The following is a 23336-nucleotide window of genomic DNA, read 5'->3' as shown; positions in this document are numbered from 1 at the left end:
TGACGAGCTACGCACACTTGGCATACGGCGACTCGAGTTCTTCACCTCAACAGAGTTGAGCGAGGACGGCGTGGCCCGGAACCGGACCGCGCGACGCTGCGTTGTCGAAGCAGTTACTTCCCGAGACGGCAGATGCGGACGAAGCCCTCCGCGTCGATGCTGGCGCCACCGACGAGCGCACCGTCGATGTCGGGCTGCTCGATGATCGAGGCGACGTTGTCGTGCTTGACCGAGCCGCCGTAGAGGATGCGCACGCGGTCGGCGGTGCCGCCGGTGTACTTCTCCGCCAGGCGGGTCCGGATCGCGCCGATGACCTCCTGCGCGTCCTGCGGGGTCGCGACCTTGCCGGTCCCGATGGCCCACACCGGCTCGTACGCCACGACGATCTTCTCGACCTCGTCGGTCTTGATCTTCTCGAGCGCGGCGTCGAGCTGCGCAAGCGTGTAGCCCACGTGCTCGCCGGCCTCCCGGACCGCCAGGCCCTCCCCGACACACAGGATCGGGGCGATGCCGTTGGCCAGGGCCGCCTTCACCTTGGCGTTGACGAGTGCGTCGTCCTCGCCGTGGTACTGGCGGCGCTCGGAGTGCCCGACGACGACGTACTGGCAGCCGAGCTTCGCCAGCATCGCTCCGGAGATCTCGCCCGTGTACGCGCCGGAGGCGTGCTGCGACAGGTCCTGCGCGCCGTAGCCGATGAGCAGCTTGTCGCCGTCGACCAGCGTCTGCACGCTGCGGATGTCGACGAACGGTGGCAGCACGACCACCTCGACGTCGTTGAGCTGCTGCTCGTTGAGGCTGAACGCCAGCTTCTGCACCAGGGCGATGGCCTCGAGGTGGTTGAGGTTCATCTTCCAGTTGCCGGCCATGAGTGGCCTGCGTCCGGTTGCCTCTGCCATCGCTCAGCCCTCCAGTGCCGTGATGCCGGGCAGCGCCTTGCCCTCGAGGTACTCCAGGGACGCGCCACCACCGGTCGAGATGTGGCTGAACCCGTCCTCGGGGATGCCGAGCGCGCGCACGGCCGCGGCCGAGTCACCGCCACCGACGACGCTGAAGCCGTCGATCTTGGTGATCGCCTCGGCGACGCCGCGCGTGCCGGCCGCGAACGGCGCCAGCTCGAACACGCCCATCGGCCCGTTCCAGAACACGGTCTTCGCGGACTCGACGGCCTGCGCGAACAGCGCCACCGACTCCGGGCCGATGTCCAGGCCGAGCTCGTCGGCCGGGATCGCGCCGGCGGCGACGACCTGGGTCTTCGCGTCGGCCGCGAACTTGTCCGCGGTCACCACGTCGACCGGCAGCACGATCTTGTCGCCGCCTCGGGCGAGCAGGTCGGCGCAGGTGGCGACCATCTCGTCCTGCAGCAGGCTCTTGCCGACCTCGTGGCCCTGGGCCTTGAGGAAGGTGAAGCACATGCCGCCGCCGATGAGCAGCTTGTCGACCTTCGGCAGCAGCGCCTCGATGACGGCCAGCTTGTCGGAGACCTTCGAGCCGCCGAGGATCACCACATACGGCCGCTCAGGGTCGCCGGTGAGCTTGGACAGCACGTCGAGCTCGCGCTGGACCAGGCCGCCGGTGTACCGCGGGAGCAGCGCCGCGACGTCGAACACGCTGGCGTGCTTGCGGTGCACCGCACCGAACGCGTCGTCGACGTAGACGTCGGCGAACGCGGCGAGCTGGGCGGCGAACGCACCCCGCTCGGCCTCGTCCTTGCTGGTCTCACCCTTGTTGAAGCGCAGGTTCTCCAGCAGTGCCACATCACCGTCGCCGAGGCCGGAGACGGCCGCCTGGGCCGACTCCCCCACCGTGTCGGTGGCGAACGCGACCGGCTTGCCCAGCAGCTCGCCGAGCCTGGTGGCGACCGGCTGCAGCGTGTACTTCGGGTCGGGCTCGCCCTTCGGGCGGCCCAGGTGCGACACGAGGGTGACCCGCGCGCCGGCCTCACGCAACGCGTTGAGCGTCGGCAGGACCGCCCGGATGCGCCCGTCGTCGGTGATCTTCTCCCCGTCGAGCGGGACGTTCAGGTCGGCGCGCAGCAGCACGCGCCGACCCGCGACGCCCTCGCTCAGGAGGTCGTCGAGCGTCTTCACAGGCCGGTGCCGACCAGCGTGACGAGGTCGACGAGGCGGTTGCTGTAGCCCCACTCGTTGTCGTACCAGCCGACGACCTTCACCTGGTTGCCGATGACCTTGGTGAGGCCCGCGTCGAAGATGCACGACGCCGGGTCGGTCACGATGTCGCTGGAGACGATCGGGTCCTCGGTGTAGGTCAGGATGCCCTTGAGCGGGCCCTCGGCGGCGGCCTTGACCGCGGCGTTGACCTCGTCGACCGTGGTCTCGCGGCCGACCGTGACGGTCAGGTCGGTGGCGGAGCCGGTCGGGATCGGCACGCGCAGCGCGTAGCCGTCGAGCTTGCCCTTGAGCTCCGGCAGCACGATGCCGATGGCCTTCGCGGCGCCGGTCGACGTCGGCACGATGTTCAGAGCGGCAGCGCGGGCGCGACGCAGGTCCTTGTGCGGGGCGTCCTGCAGGTTCTGGTCCTGCGTGTACGCGTGGATCGTGGTCATGAGGCCACGCTCGATGCCGAACGTGTCGTTGATGACCTTGGCCATCGGCGCGAGGCAGTTCGTGGTGCACGACGCGTTGGAGATGATCGTGTGGTTCGCCGCGTCGTACTTGTCCTCGTTGACGCCCAGGACGACCGTGAAGTCCTCGCCCTTGGCCGGCGCCGAGATGATGACCTTCTTGGCGCCCGCGCCGACGTGGACCTTGGCCTTCTCCGCGTCGGTGAAGATGCCGGTCGACTCGATGACGACGTCGGCGCCCAGGTCGCCCCACGGCAGCTTCGACGGGTCGCGCTCGGCGAGCGCCTTGAACGTCTTGCCGTTGACCGTGATCTCGTCGGAGGTCGCCTTCACCTCGTAGGGCAGGCGGCCCAGGATGCTGTCGTACTTGAGCAGGTGCGCCAGCGTCGCGTTGTCGGTGAGGTCATTGACGCCCACAACCTCGATGTCAGCGCCCTTGGCCAGCGCAGCACGGAAGAAGTTGCGGCCGATGCGGCCGAAGCCGTTGATGCCAACCCGGATGGTCACTTCGACACATCTCCTCGCCTCGTCGCGGCCGGCCGTTGCCGATGCCGGTCGCCCGTGAGTGATCATGGCTCGCCCGGTCGGGGGCCTGATCGCTGAGGCCCATGAGCGGGGAGCGGCCGCATGGAGCGGCATACGGACGGCGTCGTCGCCGAACAGGAAAACCCTATCGCCTGCACGGCATCGAACTCTCGCGGGGGTGTCTGAGCACACAGCGTCGTTTCAATGTCCCCACCGGCCCCACGGGTCCCACGAGCCCCGTCGCAGGTCCGTCCGTGGCGGCCCGGCCCGGCGGGGCGGGTAGTGTCAGAACCTCAGCTGACCAGCATCTCCGGCGTCACGGCGGACTCCGTGTCGGGGATGCCGAGGTCGCGGGCGCGCTTGTCGGCCAGGGCCAGCAGGCGCCTTATACGACCGGCGATCGCGTCCTTCGTCAGCGGCGGGTCGGCGAGAGCGCCGAGCTCCTCCAGGGACGCCTGCCGGTGCTCCAGGCGCAACGTACCGGCGCTGAACAGGTGCTCGGGGGCGTTGTCGGCGAGGATCTCCATCGCGCGGGCCACCCGGGCGGCGGCGGCGACGGCGGCGCGGGCGGAGCGGCGCAGGTTGGCGTCGTCGAAGTTGGCCAGCCGGTTGGCGGTGGCCCTGACCTCGCGGCGGACCCGGCGCTCCTCCCAGGTCAGCACGCTCTGGTGGGCCCCGATGCGGGTGAGCAGCGCGGCGATCGCGTCGCCGTCCTTGACCACCACCCGGTCGACGCCGCGCACCTCGCGGGCCTTCGCGGTGATACCGATGCGCCGGGCGGCACCGACGAGCGCCAGCGCGGCCTCCGGCCCGGGGCAGGTGATCTCCAGCGCGCAGCTGCGGCCCGGCTCGGTCAGCGAGCCGTGCGCCAGGAACGCGCCACGCCACGCCGCGACGGCGCAGCACATGTTGGCCGACACGACGTGCGGCGGGAGCCCGCGCACCGGCCGGCCGCGCACGTCGAGCAGGCCGGTCTGCCGGGCGAGCGCCTCGCCGTCCTTGACCACCCGGACGATGAAGTGGCTGGCCTTGCGCAGCCCACCGGAGGCGAGCACGTGGATCTCGCTCTGATACCCGTACACCTCGGAAACCTCACGGCGCAGCCGGCGGGCCGCCGCGTTGGTGTCGAGCTCGGCCTCGACGACCACCCGGCCGGAGACGATGTGCAACCCGCCCGCGAAGCGGAGCAGCGCGGCCATCTCGGCGCGCCGGCAGCAGGGTTTGGCTACGTCCACCCTGCTCAGCTCGTCCTTGACCGCAGCGGTCATCGCCATTCTGTCGTCACCTCGCGGGGCTCAATCGAACTGTCGGTGCGCTGCTCAGCAGTGGTTCCAAGGCTGTGGCCAGCGCGTGCGGGTCGTGCAGTGGTGCCCCGTCCGCGACGGCCACCGGCGCGAGCACCAGACGGGCACCCAGCGATTCTGCCGCACGATGGACCGGTTCGGGGTCGCCTACGGCTTTCCCGTCCGCAAGAACTACATCGACGTGTAACCCAGGTAGGTAACGACGCAGGGCGGCAAGGTGTTCCGGCAGGGTCAATCCAGCCGTTTCGCTGTCGGCCGCGAGGTTCAGCGTGACCAGCCGCTTTGCCGCAGTCATGGAGATCGCTGCGGCCAGTTCCGGCACCAGCAGGTGCGGGATCACGCTGGTGAACCACGACCCCGGCCCGAACAGCAGCCAGTCGGCGTCCCTGGTCGCCCGTACCGCCTCGGCGCACGCCTCGGGTGCAATTGGCACCAGCCGGACCCGGTCGATCGTCTTCGACGTGACGGCGACGGCGTGCTGACCGCGTACCGTGACGGTCTCACCACCCTCGGACAGATCCGCCTCGATGTGCAGCGGCTGGCGCGACATGGGCAGCACCCGCCCGTCGCAGCGCAGCATCTCCGCCGCCTGGTCCAGCGCGAGGACCGGGTCCCCGGCCAGCTCCATCAGCGCGCACAGGACGAGGTTGCCGACCGGGTGCCCGGCCAGGTCGTCGGTGCCGGTGAACCGGTGCTGGAACACCTCGGCGATCGCCTCCTCGTCGGCGAGCGCGGCGAGGGCCTGGCGCAGGTCGCCGGGCGGCAGGATGTCGCGGGTGGCACGCAGCCGGCCGCTGGAGCCGCCGTCGTCGGCGACGGTGACGACCGCCGTGATGTCGAGGGGGGTGTCGCGGTGGATGCGGCGCAGGGCGCGCAAGGACGCGGAGAGGCCGTGACCGCCGCCGAACGCGACGACCCTGACCGGCCGGCCTGCGCTGCCGTTCTGTGGCGCGACGCCGTTCTGTGGCGTGCTGCCGCTCTGTAGCGTGCTGCCGCTCTGTAGCGCGCTGCCGCTCTGTGGCGTGCTGCCGCTCTGGGGCGCGACGCTTCCATCCGGCGCGTTGGTGGCGGCTGCCGGGCGGCTTCCATTCGGCGTGCTGTGGCCGGCTGCCGCCGGGCCGTGGCCGCCTGCCGGGCCGTGGCCGCCTGCCGGGCCGTGGCCGCCTGCCGGGCCGTGGCCGCCTGCCGGGCCGTGGCCGCCTGCCGGGCCGTGGCCGTCTGCCGCGCTGTTGCCGGCGGCTGGGCTGTGGTCGTCTGCCGCGCCGTTCTCGCGGCGCCGCGCAACGCTCATTCGCGCCCCAGGTCGCGGTGCTGCGGCGCGGCGGCGAGCCGCATCTCGCGCAGGCGGCGGGCGAGCTCCTCGGCGATCGCCACGCTGCGGTGCTTGCCGCCGGTGCAGCCGACCGCGATCGTGAGGTACCGCTTCCCCTCCCGCTCGAACCCGGGCGCCGTGGCGTTGATCAGCCTGGCGTACGTCTCCACGAACGTGACCGCCCCGCGCTGGCCCAGCACGTACCGGCTGACGTCGGTCTCCCGGCCGGTGTGCTCACGCAGCTCGGGCACCCAGTACGGATTCGGCAGGAACCTCGCGTCGAGGACGAAGTCGGCGTCGGGCGGGAGGCCGTACTTGAACCCGAACGACAGCACCGTGACCCTGATCTGGGTCGTGTCCTCCTCGCCGAACATCTCCTCGATGCGCCCGCGGAGCTGGTTGACGTTGAGGTGGCTGGTGTCGATGAGCACGTCGGCCTGCTCGCGGGCCTCCTGCAGCAGCTTGCGCTCGGCGGCGATGCCGTCGGAGAGCCGGCCGCCGCCCTGCAGCGGGTGCGAGCGGCGCACACTCTCGAACCGCCGGATCAGCACCTCGTCATCGGCGTCGACGAACACCATCCGCGGCTTGAACCCCCGCTCCCGCAGCGACTTCACCGCGCCCGGCAGGTCGGTGGAGAACGCGTGGCTGCGCACGTCCAGCACCATCGCGGTCCGCCGCGCCGCTCCCCTCGCCGCATACGCCAGCTCGGCCATGTCGAGCAGCAACGCCTGCGGCAGGTTGTCCACGACGTAGTACCCGACGTTCTCCAGCGCCCGGGCGACCGTGCTGCGCCCACCGCCGGAGACCCCCGTCACGATGACCAGGTCGGTCTCCGTGCGGTCGGGCGCTGCCGGCGCTTCTTCGCTCACCACGCCGACGAGTTTATGTCGTGCCGTCCGCCGACCTGGCAGCTCGGTCGATTTGTACCTTTTCAGGGTTTCCCACAGCTGCGTCCGGCACCGCGGCGGAAACCTCCTGCGCCGCCGCTCGGTCGGGGCTGGCGCCGCCCATGGAACTGGCCTCGATGGCGATGATCGGCTGGGCGAGATCCGGCAGCGGTGCGCCGAGCTCGAGGCGGCCCGGCACCAGGTCGGTCAGCTCAGCGAGGTCCGACAGCGGTTCGCCGAGCTCGGCGCGACCCGGCACCAGTCCCGTGAACTCGGCGCGGCCCGGCGGCAGTTCGCTGAGCTCGGCTTCCTCCGTCAGCAGCCCGATCACGGCGACCGAAACGTCGTCGGGGTCGTCGGTGCGCGCCACCGGCACCTTGAACACCTGCTCGACGACCTGCTCGGACAATGCCGGGTCTTCACGGCCGGCACGGTCCTCGGGCTCCGGAACCCCTGACACAGCAGCGGCGGTACCGCGCGACGCCGCAGCCGCAGACGCCTCACCCAAAGCCCCGACCTTCGACGCCCCGGCTCGTGACGCCCCGGCCTTCGACGCCCCGGCCTTCGACGCCCCGGCCTTTGATGCCCCGGCCCTCGACGCCCCGACCTTCGACGCCCCGACCTTCGACGCGCCAGCGGGAGCCGGGGCGGTCGGCGGTGTTGCGGTCTCCGGCGCAGCGGGTGCCGGGGCGGTCCCCGGGACGGTCGGCGGTGTGGCGGCCCCCGGGGCGGTCGGCGGTGTGGCGGCCCCCGGGGCGGTCGGCGGTGTGGCGGCCCCCGGGGCGGTCGGCGGTGTGGCGGGCGGGCCGTTGAGCGCGGCCAGGATCGCGTCGGCGGTGCGGCGGCCGATGCCCGGAACCTCCGCGATCTCCTCGACGCTGGCGGCCTTGAGCCGCTTCAGCGAGCCGAAATGGCGCAGCAGCGCCTTGCGGCGGATCTCGCCGAGGCCGGGCACGTTGTCCAGCGTGGAGGCGGTCATCCGCTTGGAGCGCTTCTGGCGGTGGTAGGTGATGGCGAACCGGTGGGCCTCGTCACGGGCGCGCTGCAGCAGGTAGAGGCCCTCGGAGGCGCGGGGCAGGATCACCGGGAACTCGTCGTCGGGGAGCCAGACCTCTTCGAGGCGCTTGGCGAGGCCGCAGACGGTGATGTCGTCGATGCCGAGGTCGAGCAGGACCTGGGCGGCGGCGTTGACCTGGGGCTGGCCGCCGTCGACGACGACGAGCTGGGGCGGGTAGGCGAACTTGCGGGGGCGGCCGGTGGTGGGATCGATGCCGGGGCGGGACGGGTCGGCGTCGTCCGCGCCGTCGCCGGTGGTGAGCTCGTCGAGCTCGACCTTCGCGTCGAGATAGCGGGCGAACCGGCGGCGCAGCACCTCCGACAGCGCGGACACGTCGTCGGTGGCGCCGTTGACCGCGAAGCGACGGTACTCACTCTTGCGGGACAGGCCGTCCTCGAAGACGACCATACTGGCGACGACGTCGGTGCCCTGGATCTGGGACACGTCGTAGCACTCGATGCGCAGCGGGGCGGTCTGCATGCCGAGCGCCTCGGCGATCTCCTCCAGGGCCTTGCTGCGGGTGCTGAGGTCTCCGGCGCGGCGCAGCTTGTGCTGCTGGAGGGCCTGCTCGGCGTTACGGGCGACGGTCTCGGCGAGGGTCTTCTTGTCGCCGCGCTGCGGCACGCGGATCGCCACCCGGCTGCCGCGCAGCTTGCTCAGCCAGTCGGCGAGCGCGTCGACGTCGGCGGGCAGCTCGGGGACGAGCAGCTCCTTGGGCAGGTCGGCGGGGTCGGTGCCGGCCTCGGCGCCGTAGATCTGGCTGCAGAAGTGGTGGACGAGGTCGCCGGCGCCGAGGTCCTCGGTCTTCTCCACGACCCAGCCGCGCTGGCCGCGGACCCGGCCGCCCCGCACGTGGAACACCTGGACCGCCGCCTCCAGAGGGTCGTCGGCGAAGGCGACCACGTCGGCGTCGGTGCCGTCGCCGAGGACGACCGCCTGCTTCTCCACCGCCCGGCGCAGCGCGCCGAGGTCGTCGCGGATGCGGGCGGCGCGCTCGAAGTCGAGATCGTCGGACGCCGCATACATCTCCCGCTCGAGCCGCTTGACCATGGTGTCGGTCTTGCCGGCCATGAAGTCGCAGAAGTCCTCGACGATGCGCCGGTGCTCCTCCTCGCTGACCCGGTCGACGCACGGCGCGGAGCACTTGCCGATATAGCCCAGCAGGCAGGGGCGGCCGATCTGACCGGCCCGCTTGAACACGCCGGACGAGCAGGTCCGCGCGGGGAACACCCGCAGCAGCAGGTCGAGGGTCTCGCGGATCGCCCAGGCGTGCGCATAGGGGCCGAAGTAGCGCACGCCCTTGCGCTTGGCGCCGCGCATCACCTGCAGTCGCGGATACGCCTCGTCGAGGGTCACCGCCAGATACGGGTAGCTCTTGTCGTCGCGGTAACGGACGTTGAACCGCGGGTCATACTCCTTGATCCAGTTGTATTCGAGCTGGAGCGCCTCGACCTCGGTGCCGACGGTGACCCAGTCGACCTTCGCGGCGGTGGTGACCATCTGCTGGGTGCGGGCGTGCAGGGTCCACACGTCGGCGAAGTAGGAATTGAGCCGCTGCCGGAGGCTTTTGGCCTTGCCCACGTAGATGACGCGACCCGACGGGTCGCGGAACCGGTAGACCCCCGGCGTGTCGGGAATGGTCCCCGGCGCCGGTCGATACGTGGACGGATCTGGCACGCTTCGAGCGTATCCGGGGGGTACGACAGAAACGGGGTCGGCCGCCCCCTCTCGGCCGTCCCCGTTCCGTGTCGAACTCCCGTGCCGCACCGGCACCGGGCACTACGCCAGGGAGATGTTGTCCCCGTCGATCTTCAGCGCTTTCTCGGCCAGCGCCTTGGTCGCCGGGCCGTTCTTCACCGAGCCGTCGGCGGCGGAGAACACGCTGCCGTGGCACCTGCAGTTGATCGCGCCGGCGGCGACGTCGGTGACGACGCATGACTGGTGCGTGCAGATCGAGCTGAAGGCCTTGAACTGGCCGGCTTCCGGTTGGGTGACGACAACACCGCCGCCGTCCTTGAAGATCTTGCCGCCGCCGACGGGGATGTCGGCCTTGGTTGCCAGGACGCCCGCGGCGGCACCGCCGGTGCTCTTGTCCCCCGTCGAACCACTGCCGCCGTTGTCGTCACTGTCGTCTCCACAGGCAGCAAGCACCGTCGCGGCCGTGATACCGGCCGCGCCGGCGAGCACCGCGCGGCGAGTCGTGTCACTCATAGGCTCCTCCAAGGTCGTTGGCCTGCTGGCTACGCCAGGAAATACAGAGATCATGGAGGGTACGGTTCAATGCTCAACAAACTCTGATAATCCGTTACCTCCGCGTGACCTTTCAGGACAAGTCAGACCTGCACGACATACCCCGACTGCACCTTCACCGGCACCGCGCTCAGCCCACGCGTCGCCGGACCGCGCGCCAGGCTGCCGTCCGCGATCTTGAAGTGCGAGTTGTGCCCCGGGCACATGATCGTCGTCGCGCCGGGCGTCGGAGGTTCCACGAGGACGCCCTGGTGGGGGCAGCCGGCCTGGTACGCCTTGAACGTCCCCTCCTTGGCCTGCACCACGAGGATGGTGTCCTTGGCGATCACCCCGCCGCCTACGGGGACCTCCTTGACCGCGACGAGCGCACCCGCCGGAGGGGCCGCGTCGCTGGGTCCGGCCGCGGGCGCGGTGTTGTCGAACGGGTTGCCCGCCGTGCTCGGCGCGGCCGAAGGCGCCGGTTGGCTGCCGGCGGCCGACGGGGTCTGCTCATCGTCGCCGCAGCCGGCCAGCACCACCACACCGAGCGCACCGGCGCCCAGCAACAGCGCCCGCCGGGCGGAGCACGGGTTGAACACGTCCTCGACTGGCACGTCTTCCTCCTGGGGTCAGGCCTCGCCAGCGGCCACCGTAGCAGCGCACGATCTTCGCCGCCCCTCGGTCCGCCGCCCCCTCCCGGCGGACCGGCCGCAACCAGCGCGGACCCACGGGCCAGGCACCCACCGGCCGCCGCCCTCGGCCCGCCGGCTCCTCGCGGCGGACCAGCCGCGAGGAGCGCGGACCGGCCGCGACCAGCGCGGACCGGCCCGCAGACCACCCACGGGCCAGGCACCCACCGGCCGCCGCACCGGACGACACCCGGCGGGCGGCCATCGACCACCCTCCGCACCGGACAACCGGTGCGGAGGCGACCGCCGAGGGAGGATCAGCCCTTCGCTGCCGCCTTCTTGGCGGGAGCGCGCTTCGCGGGGGCCGCCGCCGGGAGCGCCTTCGCCCCGGCCGCACCCTTCGCCGCCGCGGCCCGGGCCGTGGTGCTCTTGGCCGGCGCAGCCTTCGCGGCCTTCGCGGTACGGCGCGACGGCGGCGCGGCCGGCTCGCCGGCGGGCGGCAGGTCGTCGGGCTCGACCGTGGTCGCCGTCGAGCGGGTCCGCGGCGCCGTTGACCTGCGCGCCGACGATGAACGGGCCGTCCCCGCGGCGGGACCGTTGGCCTTCGCCGCCCGGTCGCGGGCCGTGGTGTCGCGCGGCGTGCCGTCGCCGGCGGCGCCCTTGAACCCCAGGACCGGCCGCAGGAACTGGCCGGTGTGGCTCTCGGTGATCTCCGCGACCTCCTCGGGCGTGCCGACGGCGACGACGGTGCCGCCCTTGTGGCCGCCCTCCGGACCCATGTCGATGATCCAGTCCGCGGACTTGATGACGTCGAGGTTGTGCTCGATGACGATGACGGTGTTGCCCTTGTCGACCAGGCTCTGCAGGACGATCAGCAGCTTGCGGATGTCCTCGAAGTGCAGCCCCGTGGTGGGCTCGTCCAGCACGTACACGGTGCGCCCGGTGGAACGTTTCTGCAGCTCCGAAGCGAGCTTGACGCGCTGAGCCTCGCCGCCGGACAGGGTCGGGGCGGGCTGGCCGAGGCGTACGTAGCCCAAGCCGACGTCGTTGAGCGTCTTCAGGTGCCGGTGGATCGCCGGGATCGCCTCGAAGAAGCTCGCGGCCTCCTCGATCGGCATGTCGAGGATCTCCGCGATCGTGCGGCCCTTGTAGTGCACCTCAAGCGTCTCGCGGTTGTACCGGGCACCCTTGCAGACCTCGCACGGGACGTACACGTCAGGAAGGAAGTTCATCTCGATCTTGATCGTGCCGTCGCCGGCGCACGCCTCGCAGCGGCCGCCCTTGACGTTGAACGAGAAGCGACCCGGGCCGTAGCCGCGGACCTTGGCCTCGGTGGTCTCAGCGAACAGCTTCCGGACGTTGTCGAACACGCCGGTATAGGTCGCCGGGTTGGACCGCGGGGTGCGGCCGATCGGCGACTGGTCGACGCCGACGACCTTGTCGACCTGCTCGAGCCCGGAGATGCGGGTGTGCCGGCCGGGCACCAGGCGGGCGCCGTTGACGACGTTGGCCAGCACCGCGTGCAGGATGTCGTTGACCAGGGTCGACTTGCCGGAGCCGGACACGCCGGTCACCGCGACGAACTGGCCGAGCGGGAACGGGACCGTCAGGTTCTGCAGGTTGTGCTCGCGGGCGCCGACGACGACCAGCTCGCGCCCCGGCGTGCGGGGGCGGCGGATCTCCGGCGTCGGGATGCTGCGCCGCCCGGAGAGATACGCACCGGTCACCGACTCCTCGGCGGTCACCAGCTCCTCGTAGGGCCCGCTGTGCACGACCCGGCCGCCGTGCTCGCCGGCGCCGGGGCCGATGTCGACGATCCAGTCGGCGGTGCGGATCGTGTCCTCGTCGTGCTCGACCACGATCAGCGTGTTGCCGAGGCGCTTGAGCCTGGTCAGGGTCTCGATCAGCCGGTGGTTGTCGCGCTGGTGCAGGCCGATGCTGGGCTCGTCCAGCACGTAGAGCACGCCGACGAGGCCGGAGCCGATCTGCGTGGCGAGCCGGATGCGCTGCGCCTCGCCGCCGGACAGGGTGCCCGAGGCGCGGTCGAGGGACAGGTAGTCGAGGCCGACGTCGACGAGGAACCGCAACCGGGCGTTGATCTCCTTGAGGACCCGCTCGGCGATGAGCTTCTGCCGGTCGGTGAGGGTCATCGCGCCCAGCAGCTCGGCGCAGTCACCGACGGACAGGTTGCAGATGTCGGCGATGCTGTGCCCGGCGATGGTGACCGCGAGGATCTCCGGCTTGAGCCGGCTGCCGCCGCAGGTGCCGCACGGCACGTCGCGCATGTATCCCTCGTACTTGTCGCGGGACCAGTCGCTCTCGGTGTCGGCGTGCCGGCGCTCGATCCACTGCACCACGCCCTCGAAGCCGGTGTAGTAGGAACGTTCGCGCCCGTACTTGTTGCGGTAGCGCACGTGGACCTGGTCGTCCGACCCGTACATGATCGCCTTCTGCGCCCGCGAGGACAGCGCCCGCCACGGGGTGTCCAGGTCGAAGCCCTCCTCGGCGCCGAGGGCCTCGAGCAGGCGGAGGAAATACTCCAGGGTGTGGCCGGTGGCCCAGGGCGCGATCGCACCGCCGCGCAGCGTCTGCTCGGGGTCGGGCACGATCAGCTCCGGGTCGACCTCTTTCTTGGTGCCGATACCGGTGCAGTCGGGACAGGCGCCGTAGGGCGCGTTGAACGAGAACGACCGCGGCTCGAGGTCCTCGATCGACAGCGGGTGCTCGTTGGGGCAGGCGAGGTGCTCGGAGAAGAGCCGCTCGCGGTGCTCGTCGCCCTCGGGCAGGTCGACGAACTCGAGGATGACGATGCCGGCGGCAAGCTTGAGGGCGGTCTCGACCGAGTCGGTGAGCCGCTGCTTGGAGGAGGCCTTCACCGAGAGCCGGTCGACGACCACCTCGATCGTGTGCTTCTCCTGCTTCTTGAGCTTCGGCGGCTCGGTGAGGGGGTGCACCACGCCGTCGATGCGGGCCCGGGCGTAGCCCTTGGACTGCAGCTCCTGGAACAGGTCGAGGTATTCGCCCTTGCGGCCGCGCACGACCGGGGCGAGGACCTGGAAGCGGGTGCCCTCCTCCATCGCGAGGACCCGGTCGACGATCTGCTGCGGCGTCTGGCGCGTGATCAGCTCGCCGCAGACCGGGCAGTGCGGCTCACCGATGCGCGCATACAGCAGACGCAGGTAGTCGTAGACCTCGGTGATCGTGCCGACCGTCGAGCGCGGGTTGCGCGAGGTCGACTTCTGGTCGATGGAGACCGCCGGCGACAGACCCTCGATGAAGTCGACGTCGGGCTTGTCCATCTGGCCGAGGAACTGCCGCGCGTAGGACGACAGCGATTCCACGTAACGCCGCTGGCCCTCGGCGAAGATCGTGTCGAACGCCAGGCTCGACTTGCCCGAGCCGGACAGCCCGGTGAACACGATCATCGCGTCGCGTGGCAGGTCGAGACTGACGTCGCGGAGGTTGTGCTCCCGAGCGCCACGGATGATCAGACGATCCGACATGCTTCCCCTTGGCAGTGAATATGTCCGCCAGCAGCGGCAAAGAGTCCGGCAGCAGCGATTTTGTCCGGTTCGGGCACCGTCTCGGTGCCAGCCGACAACTCTAGCCAGGGGGTATGACAATTTTCCGAACCCGAACGGGGGAACCCTCCGCTACGGGCGTGCCAGCCGTCGCCGGTCGCGGCTCTCGCGTTTCAGCCGCCGTACCGATGCAAGCTTCTGCTCTTTCTGCAGTTTCTGCCAACTCGCGAACCTGCGGGGGCTGAGCTCGCCGTCCTCGACCGCGTCACGGACCGCGCAACCGGGCTCCTCGTTGTGCCGGCAGTCGTCGAAGCGGCACAGCGTCGCAAGCTGCGTCACATCGGCGAAGGCCCGGTCGAGCCCGGCGACGGTGTCGAACATGCCGACGAGCCGCACCCCGGGCGTGTCGAGGACCGCGCCGCCGCCCGGCATCGGGATCAGCGCCCGATATGTGGTGGTGTGCCGGCCCCGGCCGTCGGCGCGCAACGCCTGTGTCTGCATGACCTGCGCCCCGGCGAGGGCATTGACCAGGCTGGACTTGCCGGCGCCGGACTGTCCGAGCAGGCCCAGCGTCTTGCCGTACGCCACGAGCGGCCGCAACGCGTCGAGCCCCATCCCGGTGCGTGCGCTGACGGCATGGACCTCCACGCCGCCCGGCATCTGCCCGGCCAGGGCCTCCGGGTCCGCGGCCAGGTCACATTTGGTCAGGACGAGCACGGGTCGTGCCCCCGACTCCCACGCCAGCGCCAGGAGTCGCTCGATACGGCCGAGGTCCGGCGACGGGTCGACCGGCTCGACGACCGCGACGGCGTCGACGTTGGCGGCCAGGACCTGCCCGAAGGACTCCTCGCCCGCGACGGCCCGCACGATCGCGGTGCGTCTGGGCAGCACCGCCTCGGCCGTCAGCCGGCCGTCCGGCCATGTGCGCACCACGAGCCAGTCCCCCGCGCACGGCAGCGACTCGGGATCCGCGGCGCCGCGCGCCAGCAGGCCGCCCGACAGGCTCGCGCGCAACGGGCCGTCGGACGCGAGCGCCGTGCACACACCCCGGTCGACCCGGCTCACCCGCGCCGGTCGCTGACCGGGTTGGTGGAACCGGCCGGAGTACAGCGCGGCGTAGGCGTCGTCCCAGCCCAGGGCTGACAGGTCAATAATCATGAACATCCTTTACGAACCCGTGTTCGGAAATCCACGGTAGGTAGCGCGTCCACACCGCGAAACCGAATATCGGGGTTATCGTCGGGTGCGTGCTCCCCTCGCATGTGCTGGCCAGCGCCGTCGGACTGCGCCTGGACCGGGCCGACGTCCAGTGGCACGTCTCACCCGGCCAGGACGACTCGCTCATGCGCTTCTGGCTGACGTTCGGCGGCGTGTCGTACGGCTTCCACGTGGGCGCGGAGGACGAGATCCTCGACGTCATCGTGGAGGAGCGCGGCACCGACGCCGACATGGGCGTCTACGGTCGGCTCGAAGTCCGCAGCGCCGCCGGCACGGATCCGGCGGCCGCCGCGGTCGGCCAGCGGCTCGTGGTCGTGCACGACCTGTACGCCGGCTACCTGGGCAAACCCATCGGAGCGCGACTGAGCTTCGAGCGCGTCGACCTCAGCGTCGCCGACTGGGAGGACGAACTGCACTGGGCCATCGGCGACCTGCCCCCGGCGGTCGGGGTCCGGCAGCGCTGACGGTTTTTTGTCGGTGGGCGGCGGTAGGGTTTAGCGGTGACGGCTGATCCGCTCGTGCTCAGCGCGGAGCTTGACCGCGCCACTGCCCGCCTGCTCGACACGGTCCGCACCCTCGACGGCAATGGCCTCGTGGCACCTTCGCGGTGCGAGGGCTGGACCCGTGGGCACGTCGTGACCCACCTCGCCCGCAACGCCGACGCGTACCGCAACCTGCTGAGCTGGGCGCGCACGGGGGTGCGGACCCCGGCGTACGCGAGCCCCGAGGCGCGCGAGGCGGGCATCGCCGCCGGTGCCTCCCGCCCCCACGAGGAGCAGCTCGCGGACCTCGTCACCGCCTGCGACCTGCTGCGCGAGTCGATCGACACGATGCCCGCCGAGGGCTGGACGGCGCTCGTGCAGTGGGGCATGACCCGCGGCGTGCCGTCAGACCCGGTGCCGGCCGCCCGCGTGGTCTGGGCCCGCATCTGCGAGGTCGAGCTGCACCACGTCGACCTCGACGCGGGCTACGGCCCGGCCGACTGGCCCGCGTCGTTCTCGCTGCGCATCCTGCACGACCCCGCCACCCCGCACGCGGCGACCCTGATCTCGGACGACGGCACCAAGCTGCTGACCGTCGCCGATGCCCCCACCGTCACCGGCCCCGTGCACCAGCTCGCCGCCTGGCTCACCGGCCGCGGCACGGGCACCGGCCTCACCAGCTCGACCGGCGAGCTGCCCAGCCTGGAGGCGTGGAAATGAGCGGTCCGCAGCGGAGCGGAGGAGCCGCGAATCATGGACGCAGCCTTGGCTCAGGCCGGCGCCGGAGCGAAGCGGAGGTGACGGCATGAGCGGTATTACGTTCACGAAGCTGTCGGTCGGTCCGATGGACAACAATGCCTATCTGCTCCGGTGCACGGGCACCGGCGAAGGCCTCCTGATCGACGCCGCCAACGACGCCGAGCGGCTGCTCCAGCTGATCGACTCCTCCCCCGAGGGCATCTCGACCGTGGTGACGACGCACCGGCACCAGGATCACTGGATGGCCCTGGAGGAGGTGGTGGCCGCCACCGGCGCGGCGTCACTGGCCCACGCCGCCGACGCCCCGGAGATCCCCGTCGTCACGGGCACCCTTGCCGACGGCGACACCCTGCCACTGGGCGACTGCGAGCTGACCGTGATCCACCTGGTCGGGCACACGCCGGGGTCGATCGCCCTGTATCACGACGGCCACCTCTGGACCGGTGACGCCCTCTTCCCCGGCGGAATGGGCAACACCTGGGGCGACAAGGCCAACTTCGAGTCCCTGATCAACGACGTGTCGACCAAGCTCTTCGACCGCTTCCCGGACGAGACGCAGTTCCACCCGGGCCACGGGAAGGACTCGACGCTGGGCGCGGAGCGGCCGTCGCTGCCTGAATGGCGCGCCAGAGGCTGGTAGCTCGTCAGCTGGGATCGGTTCGCCTTGCGCGACGGCACACCCGGCAGCATCCAGCACAGCGGAGCCGGCGCCGATCGACTATTGGTCAACGCTCGCGACGGCGCGTTCCTCTGTACAGGTCGGCAACACCAGGGCGGCGGCCGGTGCCAGTACAGACGTTCCCCCACCACGAGATCACCCTGGTCGATAAGTGTTGCAAGAGGACCTGCGGAGGGCCCAGCACCTCGTGTGACGGAGCGGGCGACGACTGTGCCGTGCCGTCCACCAATCGGAACGTCAACACGGCGCCCGGCCGGAGCTGCGTCAGAACCTCATCCCGGCGTAGGCCGTCCGCTCGGACGGCCTCGAACTTCACCTCACTCATCACCAACGTGTCGAAAGCACTTCGACCGGAGCTGCGCGTCCCCGACTGGTGGCGTCATTGGTATACTGCCGGGTAGACTGAACGGTATGAGCACCACGACCATCAAGGTCGACTCCAAAGTGCGCGACCGGCTCGCCATCTTGGCGCATGAGCGAGGGACCACCATGGGCGCCCTGCTGGCCGAAGCGACCGAAGCACTTGAGCGGCAGGCGTTCTTCGCCCGCGCCCAAGAGCAGTTGACGAGACTCCGTGACGAGGACCCGGACGCGTGGGCCGCGGATCGCGCCGAGTCGCGGTCGTGGCAGGCAGGCACGGACCGGGACACGCTGAGCAACGATGACGCCGACGGGTGGTGGGAGTGACCACGGTTCGCACCGGGGAGATCTGGCTCGCCGAACTCGATCCGACCGTGGGGCACGAGCAGGGTGGCCGCCGTCCGGTCGTCGTCGTGTCCTCGAACGGGCTCCATGCGCTACCGATCAACATGATCGTGGTAGTGCCGCTGACCAGCCACGATCGAGGGCTAGTAACACAGCCGCGAATCTCCGGCGGACAGTCGGGGCTCCGGCAGGCCAGTTTCGCGCGACCCGAGGACATGCGTGCCGTGGACGCGGCTCGCCTCCAGCGCCGCTTGGGACAAGTGAGCAACAACGATCTGGCCGAGATTCGTAAGGTGATGCGTTACTTCCTCGACCTGTGACGGCTGTTTCCCGTCAAGCGCCGCTGCTGTTCCCTGGCGGAGTGGGCAACACGTGGGGCGACAAGGCCAACTTCGAGTCGCTGATCAACGGACGTGTCGACGAAGATCTTCGACCGTTTCCCCGACGAGACCGAGTTCCACCCGGGCCACGGCAAGGATTCCACCCTCGGCGCCGAGCGCCCCTTCCTCCCCGAGTGGCGCGCTCGCGGCTGGTGAATATCGCGGCGAGTATCTACGTGCCGGGCTCGGCCCGATTTCCGCATCTGAACAACTGAAGTTCCGCAATTGCTGCGTTCAGATTCCGTGCCTGCAACGTGTTGCAGGCACCAGGCGTACCAGTGCTGTGACCACTGATGGTGGTGTGGTTCCTCGCGGCGAGCGGCTCCCCCTCCGTGCTGGTGGGGCGGGCCTCAGCCGGCCAACGGACCCTTGCCGCCGTCCCCGCCGCGCTCACCGTCGCGCCGTCCGCTGATGCGGTGGTGGCGTGAGTCGGCGTACGACCGAAAGCCAGCCAACGTCACCGGCCACAGCACGAGCTTCGGCACGGCCGGCGCCGCGGGTTCCCACCCCGGGAGCTCTCCATGCTCGTCGCCGCTCGCACTGCCTACGCCGGCGCGCGGCAGCCTCACACGCACGGCGTCCGGTGGTCGCCGTCCTGCCAGCCGGACCACCGGCCGGACCACCGTCATGATCCAAGTCGCATCGCGGCCATCCGGGCGACCACGACGCGACTTCGATCAACCGGGCAAGATCACAAGTGTGCCGGTCGGGACCCCGGCTGCACCGGCAAAGGCTGGAGCTCGCCGCATCGCCGCGACCAGTGCTCGGTGACCCGGATTCGAGGGCGGGCGATAGATTGCGGCCATGACCGCATCGACGAAGCCGGTGTACCTCCTGGACTTCATGCCCGACGACTGGCGGGAGGCGGTCACGCCGTTCGTCGATCCCGCAATCGTGGCGGCGCTCTCGTCGTTCGTCGTCGAGGAGTACAAGACGGCCACGGTGTACCCGCGTAAGCAGGACATCTACGCCGCGTACCGATTGTCACCGCTCGCGAGCACGCGGGTGCTCATCCTCGGACAGGACCCGTACATCAAGCCGGGGCAGGCGCACGGTCTGAGCTTCAGCGTGCCGCCTGGTGTGCCGGCGCCGCCGTCGTTGCGCAACGTGTACCAGGAAATGCGCGACGACTTGGGCGTCGACCCGCCACCGTCCGGCGACCTGACCGCGTGGTGCCGGCAGGGGGTCATGCTGCTCAACGCGGTGCTCACGGTCCGCGCCGGTGCCTCGAACTCGCACAAGGGGCGCGGCTGGGAGAACATCACCGACGCCACGATCCGGGCGCTGAACGCGAAGGCGGAGCGGGTGGTGTTCGTCCTGTGGGGCGCGGCGGCGAAGGCCAAGGCGCCGCTGGTGACCAACGACCGGCACGTCCTGCTGCGCGCGGGTCACCCCAGCCCGATGAATCCGACCGGGTTCCTCGGCAGCCGGCCGTTCAGCCGGATCAACGCGGCCCTCACCGCGGTGGGGACGCTGCCGGTACGCTGGTCGCCGGCGATGCCGCGGCACTGACGCCGGACGGTCACGCGGTCAGGTACGCGGGCACCGGCAGGTGCAGCACGTCGAGCAGGGCCGCCAGCTTGCGATCGAGCTCGACGCCGACCGCGGCGATCTCCGGGACGCCGAGCGAGGCGAAGTGCAGGCTGGGCTGCTCCGTCGCGAACAGGACCGGCCGACCCGGTGACTGCATGATGACTGCGGCATCATGCCGACACAGCTGCACGAGATGCTCATCCAGATGTTCCGGGAGAGACCGGTGCTGGCCGCCGAACTCCTGGGCGGTCCTCCGAAGGTCACGGTGCCCGAATTCGACGAGGCCCGGGCGTCCCCCGGCGAGTTCACCGACGTTTCCCCCACCGAGTACCGGGCCGACGCGGTGGTGACCCTGCGCCGCAGGGATGCGACGGTCCTGGCGGTCGTCGTCGAGGTCCAGCTCAAGGCCGACGTGCGCAAGCGGCTCAGCTGGCCCGTGTACGTGGCGACGCTGTACGCACGCCTGAACTGCCCCGTTGTGCTGCTGGTCCTGTGTCCCACCCAGACCGTCGCCCGCTGGTCTTCAAAGCCGATCAGGATCGGTCCACCGGCGTCGGTGGTGACGCCGGTGACCGTCGGCCCGGACCAGGTGCCCGTTGTGACCGACCTCGCCACCGCCCGGCGCAACCCGGAGCTGGCGGTCCTGTCGGCCCTCGCTCACGGCCGCGAGCCGGACCCCCAACCAGTCTTCGAAGCCCTGCTCACGGGCCTCGACGTCATCGATCATGAACACGCCAAGATGTACACTGACCTCGTATTTGCCGTGCTGCCGGCGGCAGCCCGGAACTGCCTGGAGGCACTGATGACCACCACGAGCTACCGGTACCAGAGCGATTTCGCCCTGCGGTACTTCAGAGAGGGAAAGGCCGAAGGCGAGGCCACGGCCCTGCTGCTGGTACTCGAGGCTCGCAACGTCGCGGTCTCCGACGAAGACCGCGCCCTCATCGCCGAATGCACCGATGAGGCCCAGCTCGTCACGTGGCTCCAGCGGGCCATTACTGCCGAGAAGATCCAGGACCTCGGCGACGAATTCGTCCACTGAGGCACGTGTGGCGCCGGTGTGCCTGCAGGCCGGCGGCGGCTCGCAACAAAACTGCAGGACCGCGGTGATACTGCGGAAGTGGAGGCGGCAGGGGTACGCGAGCGACTGCGGCACGTCCGTTGGATCGGCGGGGGCAGCGGCGGAGGGAAGTCCACCATCGCGCGGCGGCTGGCCGAGGAGCGGGGCTGGCGGCTGTACGCGACCGACGACGTCATGGGTGACCACAGCCGGCGGAGCACCGAGGCCGACGCGCCACTGCTGAGCGCGTTCAGGGCGATGGACATGGACGAGCGGTGGCTGCTGCGGCCACCCGAGGTGATGCTCGAGACGTTCCACTGGTATCGGGGTGAGGGCTTCGGGCTGATCGTGGAGGACCTCCTCGCGTTGCCGGGCACCACCACGGTGGTCGTGGAGGGGTTCAGGTTGCTGCCTGATCTGGTACATCCGCTGCTGACGCGACCTGAGCACGCGGTGTGGTTGTTGCCCACGCCGGAATTTCGCCGGGCGGCGTTCGAGCGGCGGGGCTCGTTGTGGAAGATCGCAGGCCAGACCAGTGACCCCGACGCGGCGCTGCGCAACCTGCTGCGGCGGGACAAGATGTTCACCGACAGGCTCACGGTACAGGCACAGGCCCTCGGGCTGCTGGCGATCAAGCTCGATGCGACGGTACGTGAGGACGACCTTACGGAACGGATAGGCGCGTTTTTCAGCGCTTAGGCTTGGCCGCATGCGGATTCTCATCGTCGGTGGCACGCAGTTCGTCGGGCGGCACATCACGGAGGCGGCCCTCACGGCCGGGCATACGGTGACCCTGCTGCACCGGGGGCAGACCGGGGCGGGGCTGTTCCCGTCGGCGACACACCTGCTCGCCGACCGCAACGCGCTGCCGGAAGGGCTGCTCGCCGGCGAGTGGGACGCGACCGTCGACGTCAGCGGGTACGTGCCGCGCCAGATCCACGCCCTCGCCGACGCGCTGGACGGACGGGGCGGGCGGTTCGCGTACATCTCCAGCGTGTCGGTCTACGACACGCCGGTCGGGCCGGGGTTCGGCGAGGACGCGCCGGTGCAGGAGCTCGCCGACCCGGCGGTCGAGGAGGTCACCGACGCGACGTACGGGCCTCTGAAGGCGGCGTGCGAGCGGGTGGCCACGGACCGCTTCGGGACGTCGACGCTGATCGTGCGGCCGACGTACGTCGTGGGCCCGCACGACCACCTTTCCCGTTTCACCTTCTGGGTCGAGCGGGTCGCCCGCGGCGGGGAGATCCTCGCGCCCGGTCCGCGTGACGCCGCAATCCAGGTCATCGACGCGCGGGACCTGGCGGACTGGACGATCCAGCTGCTCGGCCGGCCCGCCGGTGGGGTGTTCCACGCGGTGAGCCCGGCGCCGCCGTTCTCGTTCGAGGAGCTGCTGGAGGCGATGGTCGCCGAGGTCGGGCCGCCCGGGACGACGCTCACCTGGGTCGACCCCGGGTTCCTGGGTGAGCGCGGGCTCGACGGCGACAGCCTGCCGCTGTGGTCCGCTTTCGACAAGGAGGCCGACCTGAACGCGGCGGACCCCGCTGCGGCGTATGCGGCGGGGCTGTTACCGCGGCCGCTGCGGCAGACGGTGCGGGAGACGTACGAGCACGCGCTCCGGCATCCGCTGCCACCGCCGCCGGCCCGTCTGTCCTCAGAGGAGGAGGCCCGCATTCTGGCCGAGTGGCACGCGCGCTGAACGGCAGTCGCTGCTCGGCGGTGCGGCTTGGCTGAGCTGTTTGGCTGAGCTGTTTGGCTGAGCTGCTCGGCTGAGCTGCTCGGCGGTGTTGCTTGGCGGTGTTGCTTGGCGGTGTTGCTTGGCGGTGCTGCCTGGCCGCGCTGCTTGGCGGTGCGCGGCAGCGGCGGGCGGTTCAGGTTGCCGTGCCGCGGACCGCGAGGGCTCGGGTGAGCAGCTGGATCGACCCGTCCGTGGTCTTCGGCAGGCGGGCGCGGAGCAGGTCGCGCAGTTCGTCCCGGTGCTCCGCGGGCAGGCCCGCGACGTAGGTGGGGGCGGGGCCGGTGCCGCCGAGGAAGGGAGACCAGTAGTCGTCGAAGTCGGTGAAGACGGCGGTCGTGTCGATCGGGCGGGTTGCCACGTCGGACAGGCCCGCGCCGGACCACAGGTCGCTGAGTGCGCCCGTGCTGCAGATGGAGTGCCGGCGGCCTTCGTCGAGCGCGGCGGCGGCCGGGTCGAGGCTGGTCGCGGCGTCCCAGAAGTGGCGCATCATGGTCATGCCGTCGGCGTAGTCCCAGACGTACGCGGCGACGACCCCACCCGGCGCCACGACCCTGGCGAACTCGGCCACGGCCGCGGCAGGCCCCGGCACGAAGTTCAGGGCGAGGCCGCTGACGACCGCGTCGACGGCAGCGTCCGAGACCGGCAACGCTCGGGCGTCCCCGGCGACGAACCGGACGGTCGAGCCAGCCGCGGTCTGCCCAGCAGAGCCCGTGGCGAGGGGCACGGCGCCCGTGGTCAGG

20 protein-coding genes and 4 pseudogenes are annotated in these 23336 nt (G+C 70.7%); 11 read left to right on the top strand and 13 right to left on the bottom strand.

The features are described from left to right. Nucleotides 1-113: 113 nt before the first annotated feature. The 11 genes and pseudogenes from tpiA to rsgA all read right to left on the bottom strand — a co-directional run bounded on the left by tpiA (nucleotide 114) and on the right by rsgA (nucleotide 15203). On the bottom strand, nucleotides 114-896 hold the full coding sequence (gene tpiA / locus AB0H83_RS02395) for a triose-phosphate isomerase (protein WP_360085508.1): 783 nt from the start codon (nucleotides 894-896) through the stop codon (nucleotides 114-116). Nucleotides 897-899: 3 nt separating this feature from the next. After that, on the bottom strand, nucleotides 900-2087 hold the full coding sequence (locus tag AB0H83_RS02390; RefSeq protein ID WP_360085505.1) for a phosphoglycerate kinase: 1188 nt from the start codon (nucleotides 2085-2087) through the stop codon (nucleotides 900-902). Then, the gene (gene gap / locus AB0H83_RS02385; RefSeq protein WP_360085502.1) at nucleotides 2084-3088 is read right to left on the bottom strand and encodes a type I glyceraldehyde-3-phosphate dehydrogenase; all 1005 of its coding nucleotides are present in this window, start codon (nucleotides 3086-3088) and stop codon (nucleotides 2084-2086) included. The genes AB0H83_RS02390 and gap overlap by 4 nt, the downstream gene beginning before the upstream one ends. A gap of 311 nt (nucleotides 3089-3399) precedes the next feature. Further along, a complete protein-coding gene (whiA, locus tag AB0H83_RS02380) occupies nucleotides 3400-4380 on the bottom strand; it encodes a DNA-binding protein WhiA (RefSeq protein WP_033359740.1) in 981 nt (326 codons plus the stop codon). A gap of 7 nt (nucleotides 4381-4387) precedes the next feature. Then, nucleotides 4388-5332 (bottom strand): annotated as a pseudogene (yvcK, locus tag AB0H83_RS02375) (uridine diphosphate-N-acetylglucosamine-binding protein YvcK); the annotation flags it as partial. A 365-nt stretch (nucleotides 5333-5697) separates the two neighbouring features. Further along, a complete protein-coding gene (rapZ, locus tag AB0H83_RS02370; RefSeq protein ID WP_360085497.1) occupies nucleotides 5698-6594 on the bottom strand; it encodes an RNase adapter RapZ in 897 nt (298 codons plus the stop codon). An 826-nt stretch (nucleotides 6595-7420) separates the two neighbouring features. After that, nucleotides 7421-9343: pseudogene (gene uvrC, locus AB0H83_RS02365) on the bottom strand (excinuclease ABC subunit UvrC); the annotation flags it as partial. Between the two features lie 102 nt (nucleotides 9344-9445). Beyond that, the gene (locus AB0H83_RS02360) at nucleotides 9446-9853 is read right to left on the bottom strand and encodes a Rieske (2Fe-2S) protein (RefSeq protein WP_360085494.1); all 408 of its coding nucleotides are present in this window, start codon (nucleotides 9851-9853) and stop codon (nucleotides 9446-9448) included. Between the two features lie 146 nt (nucleotides 9854-9999). After that, on the bottom strand, nucleotides 10000-10509 hold the full coding sequence (locus AB0H83_RS02355) for a Rieske (2Fe-2S) protein (protein WP_360085491.1): 510 nt from the start codon (nucleotides 10507-10509) through the stop codon (nucleotides 10000-10002). A gap of 560 nt (nucleotides 10510-11069) precedes the next feature. Further along, nucleotides 11070-14027 (bottom strand): annotated as a pseudogene (uvrA, locus tag AB0H83_RS02350) (excinuclease ABC subunit UvrA); the annotation flags it as partial. Between the two features lie 150 nt (nucleotides 14028-14177). After that, complete coding sequence (gene rsgA, locus AB0H83_RS02345; protein ID WP_360085488.1) at nucleotides 14178-15203, bottom strand: ribosome small subunit-dependent GTPase A; 1026 nt, start codon at nucleotides 15201-15203, stop codon at nucleotides 14178-14180. Nucleotides 15204-15292: 89 nt separating this feature from the next. On the opposite strand from rsgA, the gene AB0H83_RS02340 reads away from it, so the two are divergent. From AB0H83_RS02340 to AB0H83_RS02305, 8 genes and pseudogenes are all read left to right on the top strand, one after another. Then, nucleotides 15293-15727 (top strand): hypothetical protein, encoded by a 435-nt coding sequence (locus AB0H83_RS02340; RefSeq protein WP_360085485.1) that lies wholly within the window; start codon nucleotides 15293-15295, stop codon nucleotides 15725-15727. Nucleotides 15728-15763: 36 nt separating this feature from the next. Then, nucleotides 15764-16465 (top strand): maleylpyruvate isomerase family mycothiol-dependent enzyme, encoded by a 702-nt coding sequence (locus AB0H83_RS02335; protein ID WP_360085482.1) that lies wholly within the window; start codon nucleotides 15764-15766, stop codon nucleotides 16463-16465. A gap of 85 nt (nucleotides 16466-16550) precedes the next feature. Then, on the top strand, nucleotides 16551-17144 hold the full coding sequence (locus AB0H83_RS02330) for an MBL fold metallo-hydrolase (RefSeq protein ID WP_360085479.1): 594 nt from the start codon (nucleotides 16551-16553) through the stop codon (nucleotides 17142-17144). 450 nt (nucleotides 17145-17594) lie between these two features. Next, nucleotides 17595-17870: a hypothetical protein gene (locus AB0H83_RS02325; RefSeq protein ID WP_360085476.1), complete on the top strand. Its 276-nt coding sequence runs from the start codon at nucleotides 17595-17597 to the stop codon at nucleotides 17868-17870. Beyond that, the gene (locus AB0H83_RS02320; RefSeq protein WP_360085473.1) at nucleotides 17867-18208 is read left to right on the top strand and encodes a type II toxin-antitoxin system PemK/MazF family toxin; all 342 of its coding nucleotides are present in this window, start codon (nucleotides 17867-17869) and stop codon (nucleotides 18206-18208) included. The genes AB0H83_RS02325 and AB0H83_RS02320 overlap by 4 nt, the downstream gene beginning before the upstream one ends. A gap of 26 nt (nucleotides 18209-18234) precedes the next feature. After that, nucleotides 18235-18424 (top strand): annotated as a pseudogene (locus AB0H83_RS02315) (MBL fold metallo-hydrolase); the annotation flags it as partial. A 137-nt stretch (nucleotides 18425-18561) separates the two neighbouring features. Continuing rightward, the gene (locus AB0H83_RS02310) at nucleotides 18562-18696 is read left to right on the top strand and encodes a hypothetical protein (protein WP_360085470.1); all 135 of its coding nucleotides are present in this window, start codon (nucleotides 18562-18564) and stop codon (nucleotides 18694-18696) included. Nucleotides 18697-19072: 376 nt separating this feature from the next. Next, nucleotides 19073-19780: a uracil-DNA glycosylase gene (locus AB0H83_RS02305; RefSeq protein WP_360085467.1), complete on the top strand. Its 708-nt coding sequence runs from the start codon at nucleotides 19073-19075 to the stop codon at nucleotides 19778-19780. A 10-nt stretch (nucleotides 19781-19790) separates the two neighbouring features. Here the strand turns inward: AB0H83_RS02305 and AB0H83_RS02300 are convergent, their stop codons facing one another. Then, nucleotides 19791-19958: a hypothetical protein gene (locus AB0H83_RS02300; protein WP_360085464.1), complete on the bottom strand. Its 168-nt coding sequence runs from the start codon at nucleotides 19956-19958 to the stop codon at nucleotides 19791-19793. Nucleotides 19959-20024: 66 nt separating this feature from the next. Between AB0H83_RS02300 and AB0H83_RS02295 the strand changes: the two genes are divergently transcribed. From AB0H83_RS02295 to AB0H83_RS02285, 3 genes are all read left to right on the top strand, one after another. Beyond that, on the top strand, nucleotides 20025-20843 hold the full coding sequence (locus AB0H83_RS02295; RefSeq protein WP_360085461.1) for a hypothetical protein: 819 nt from the start codon (nucleotides 20025-20027) through the stop codon (nucleotides 20841-20843). Between the two features lie 78 nt (nucleotides 20844-20921). Continuing rightward, on the top strand, nucleotides 20922-21560 hold the full coding sequence (locus AB0H83_RS02290) for a hypothetical protein (protein ID WP_360085458.1): 639 nt from the start codon (nucleotides 20922-20924) through the stop codon (nucleotides 21558-21560). A gap of 10 nt (nucleotides 21561-21570) precedes the next feature. Continuing rightward, nucleotides 21571-22557 (top strand): NAD-dependent epimerase/dehydratase family protein, encoded by a 987-nt coding sequence (locus AB0H83_RS02285; RefSeq protein ID WP_360085455.1) that lies wholly within the window; start codon nucleotides 21571-21573, stop codon nucleotides 22555-22557. A gap of 172 nt (nucleotides 22558-22729) precedes the next feature. On the opposite strand, the gene AB0H83_RS02280 is transcribed toward AB0H83_RS02285, so the two are convergent. Beyond that, on the bottom strand, nucleotides 22730-23336 hold a 607-nt coding region (locus tag AB0H83_RS02280; RefSeq protein ID WP_360085452.1), incomplete at its 5' end, for a methyltransferase domain-containing protein.

The organism is Dactylosporangium sp. NPDC050688, assembly GCF_040654515.1.
In the GTDB taxonomy this organism is placed as follows: Bacteria; Actinomycetota; Actinomycetes; order Mycobacteriales; family Micromonosporaceae; genus Dactylosporangium.
This window is presented reverse-complemented; position numbering and strand designations above follow the sequence as displayed.

Coding starts and splice junctions, on each gene's coding strand:
- AB0H83_RS02310 (WP_360085470.1), top strand. CDS start 18,562: ATGGTGGTGTGGTTCCTCGCGGCGAGCGGCTCCCCCTCCGTGCTGGTG.
- AB0H83_RS02325 (WP_360085476.1), top strand. CDS start 17,595: ATGAGCACCACGACCATCAAGGTCGACTCCAAAGTGCGCGACCGGCTC.
- AB0H83_RS02330 (WP_360085479.1), top strand. CDS start 16,551: ATGAGCGGTATTACGTTCACGAAGCTGTCGGTCGGTCCGATGGACAAC.
- rsgA (WP_360085488.1), bottom strand. CDS start 15,203: ATGATTATTGACCTGTCAGCCCTGGGCTGGGACGACGCCTACGCCGCG.
- whiA (WP_033359740.1), bottom strand. CDS start 4,380: ATGGCGATGACCGCTGCGGTCAAGGACGAGCTGAGCAGGGTGGACGTA.
- tpiA (WP_360085508.1), bottom strand. CDS start 896: ATGGCAGAGGCAACCGGACGCAGGCCACTCATGGCCGGCAACTGGAAG.
- AB0H83_RS02285 (WP_360085455.1), top strand. CDS start 21,571: ATGCGGATTCTCATCGTCGGTGGCACGCAGTTCGTCGGGCGGCACATC.
- AB0H83_RS02300 (WP_360085464.1), bottom strand. CDS start 19,958: ATGCAGTCACCGGGTCGGCCGGTCCTGTTCGCGACGGAGCAGCCCAGC.
- AB0H83_RS02305 (WP_360085467.1), top strand. CDS start 19,073: ATGACCGCATCGACGAAGCCGGTGTACCTCCTGGACTTCATGCCCGAC.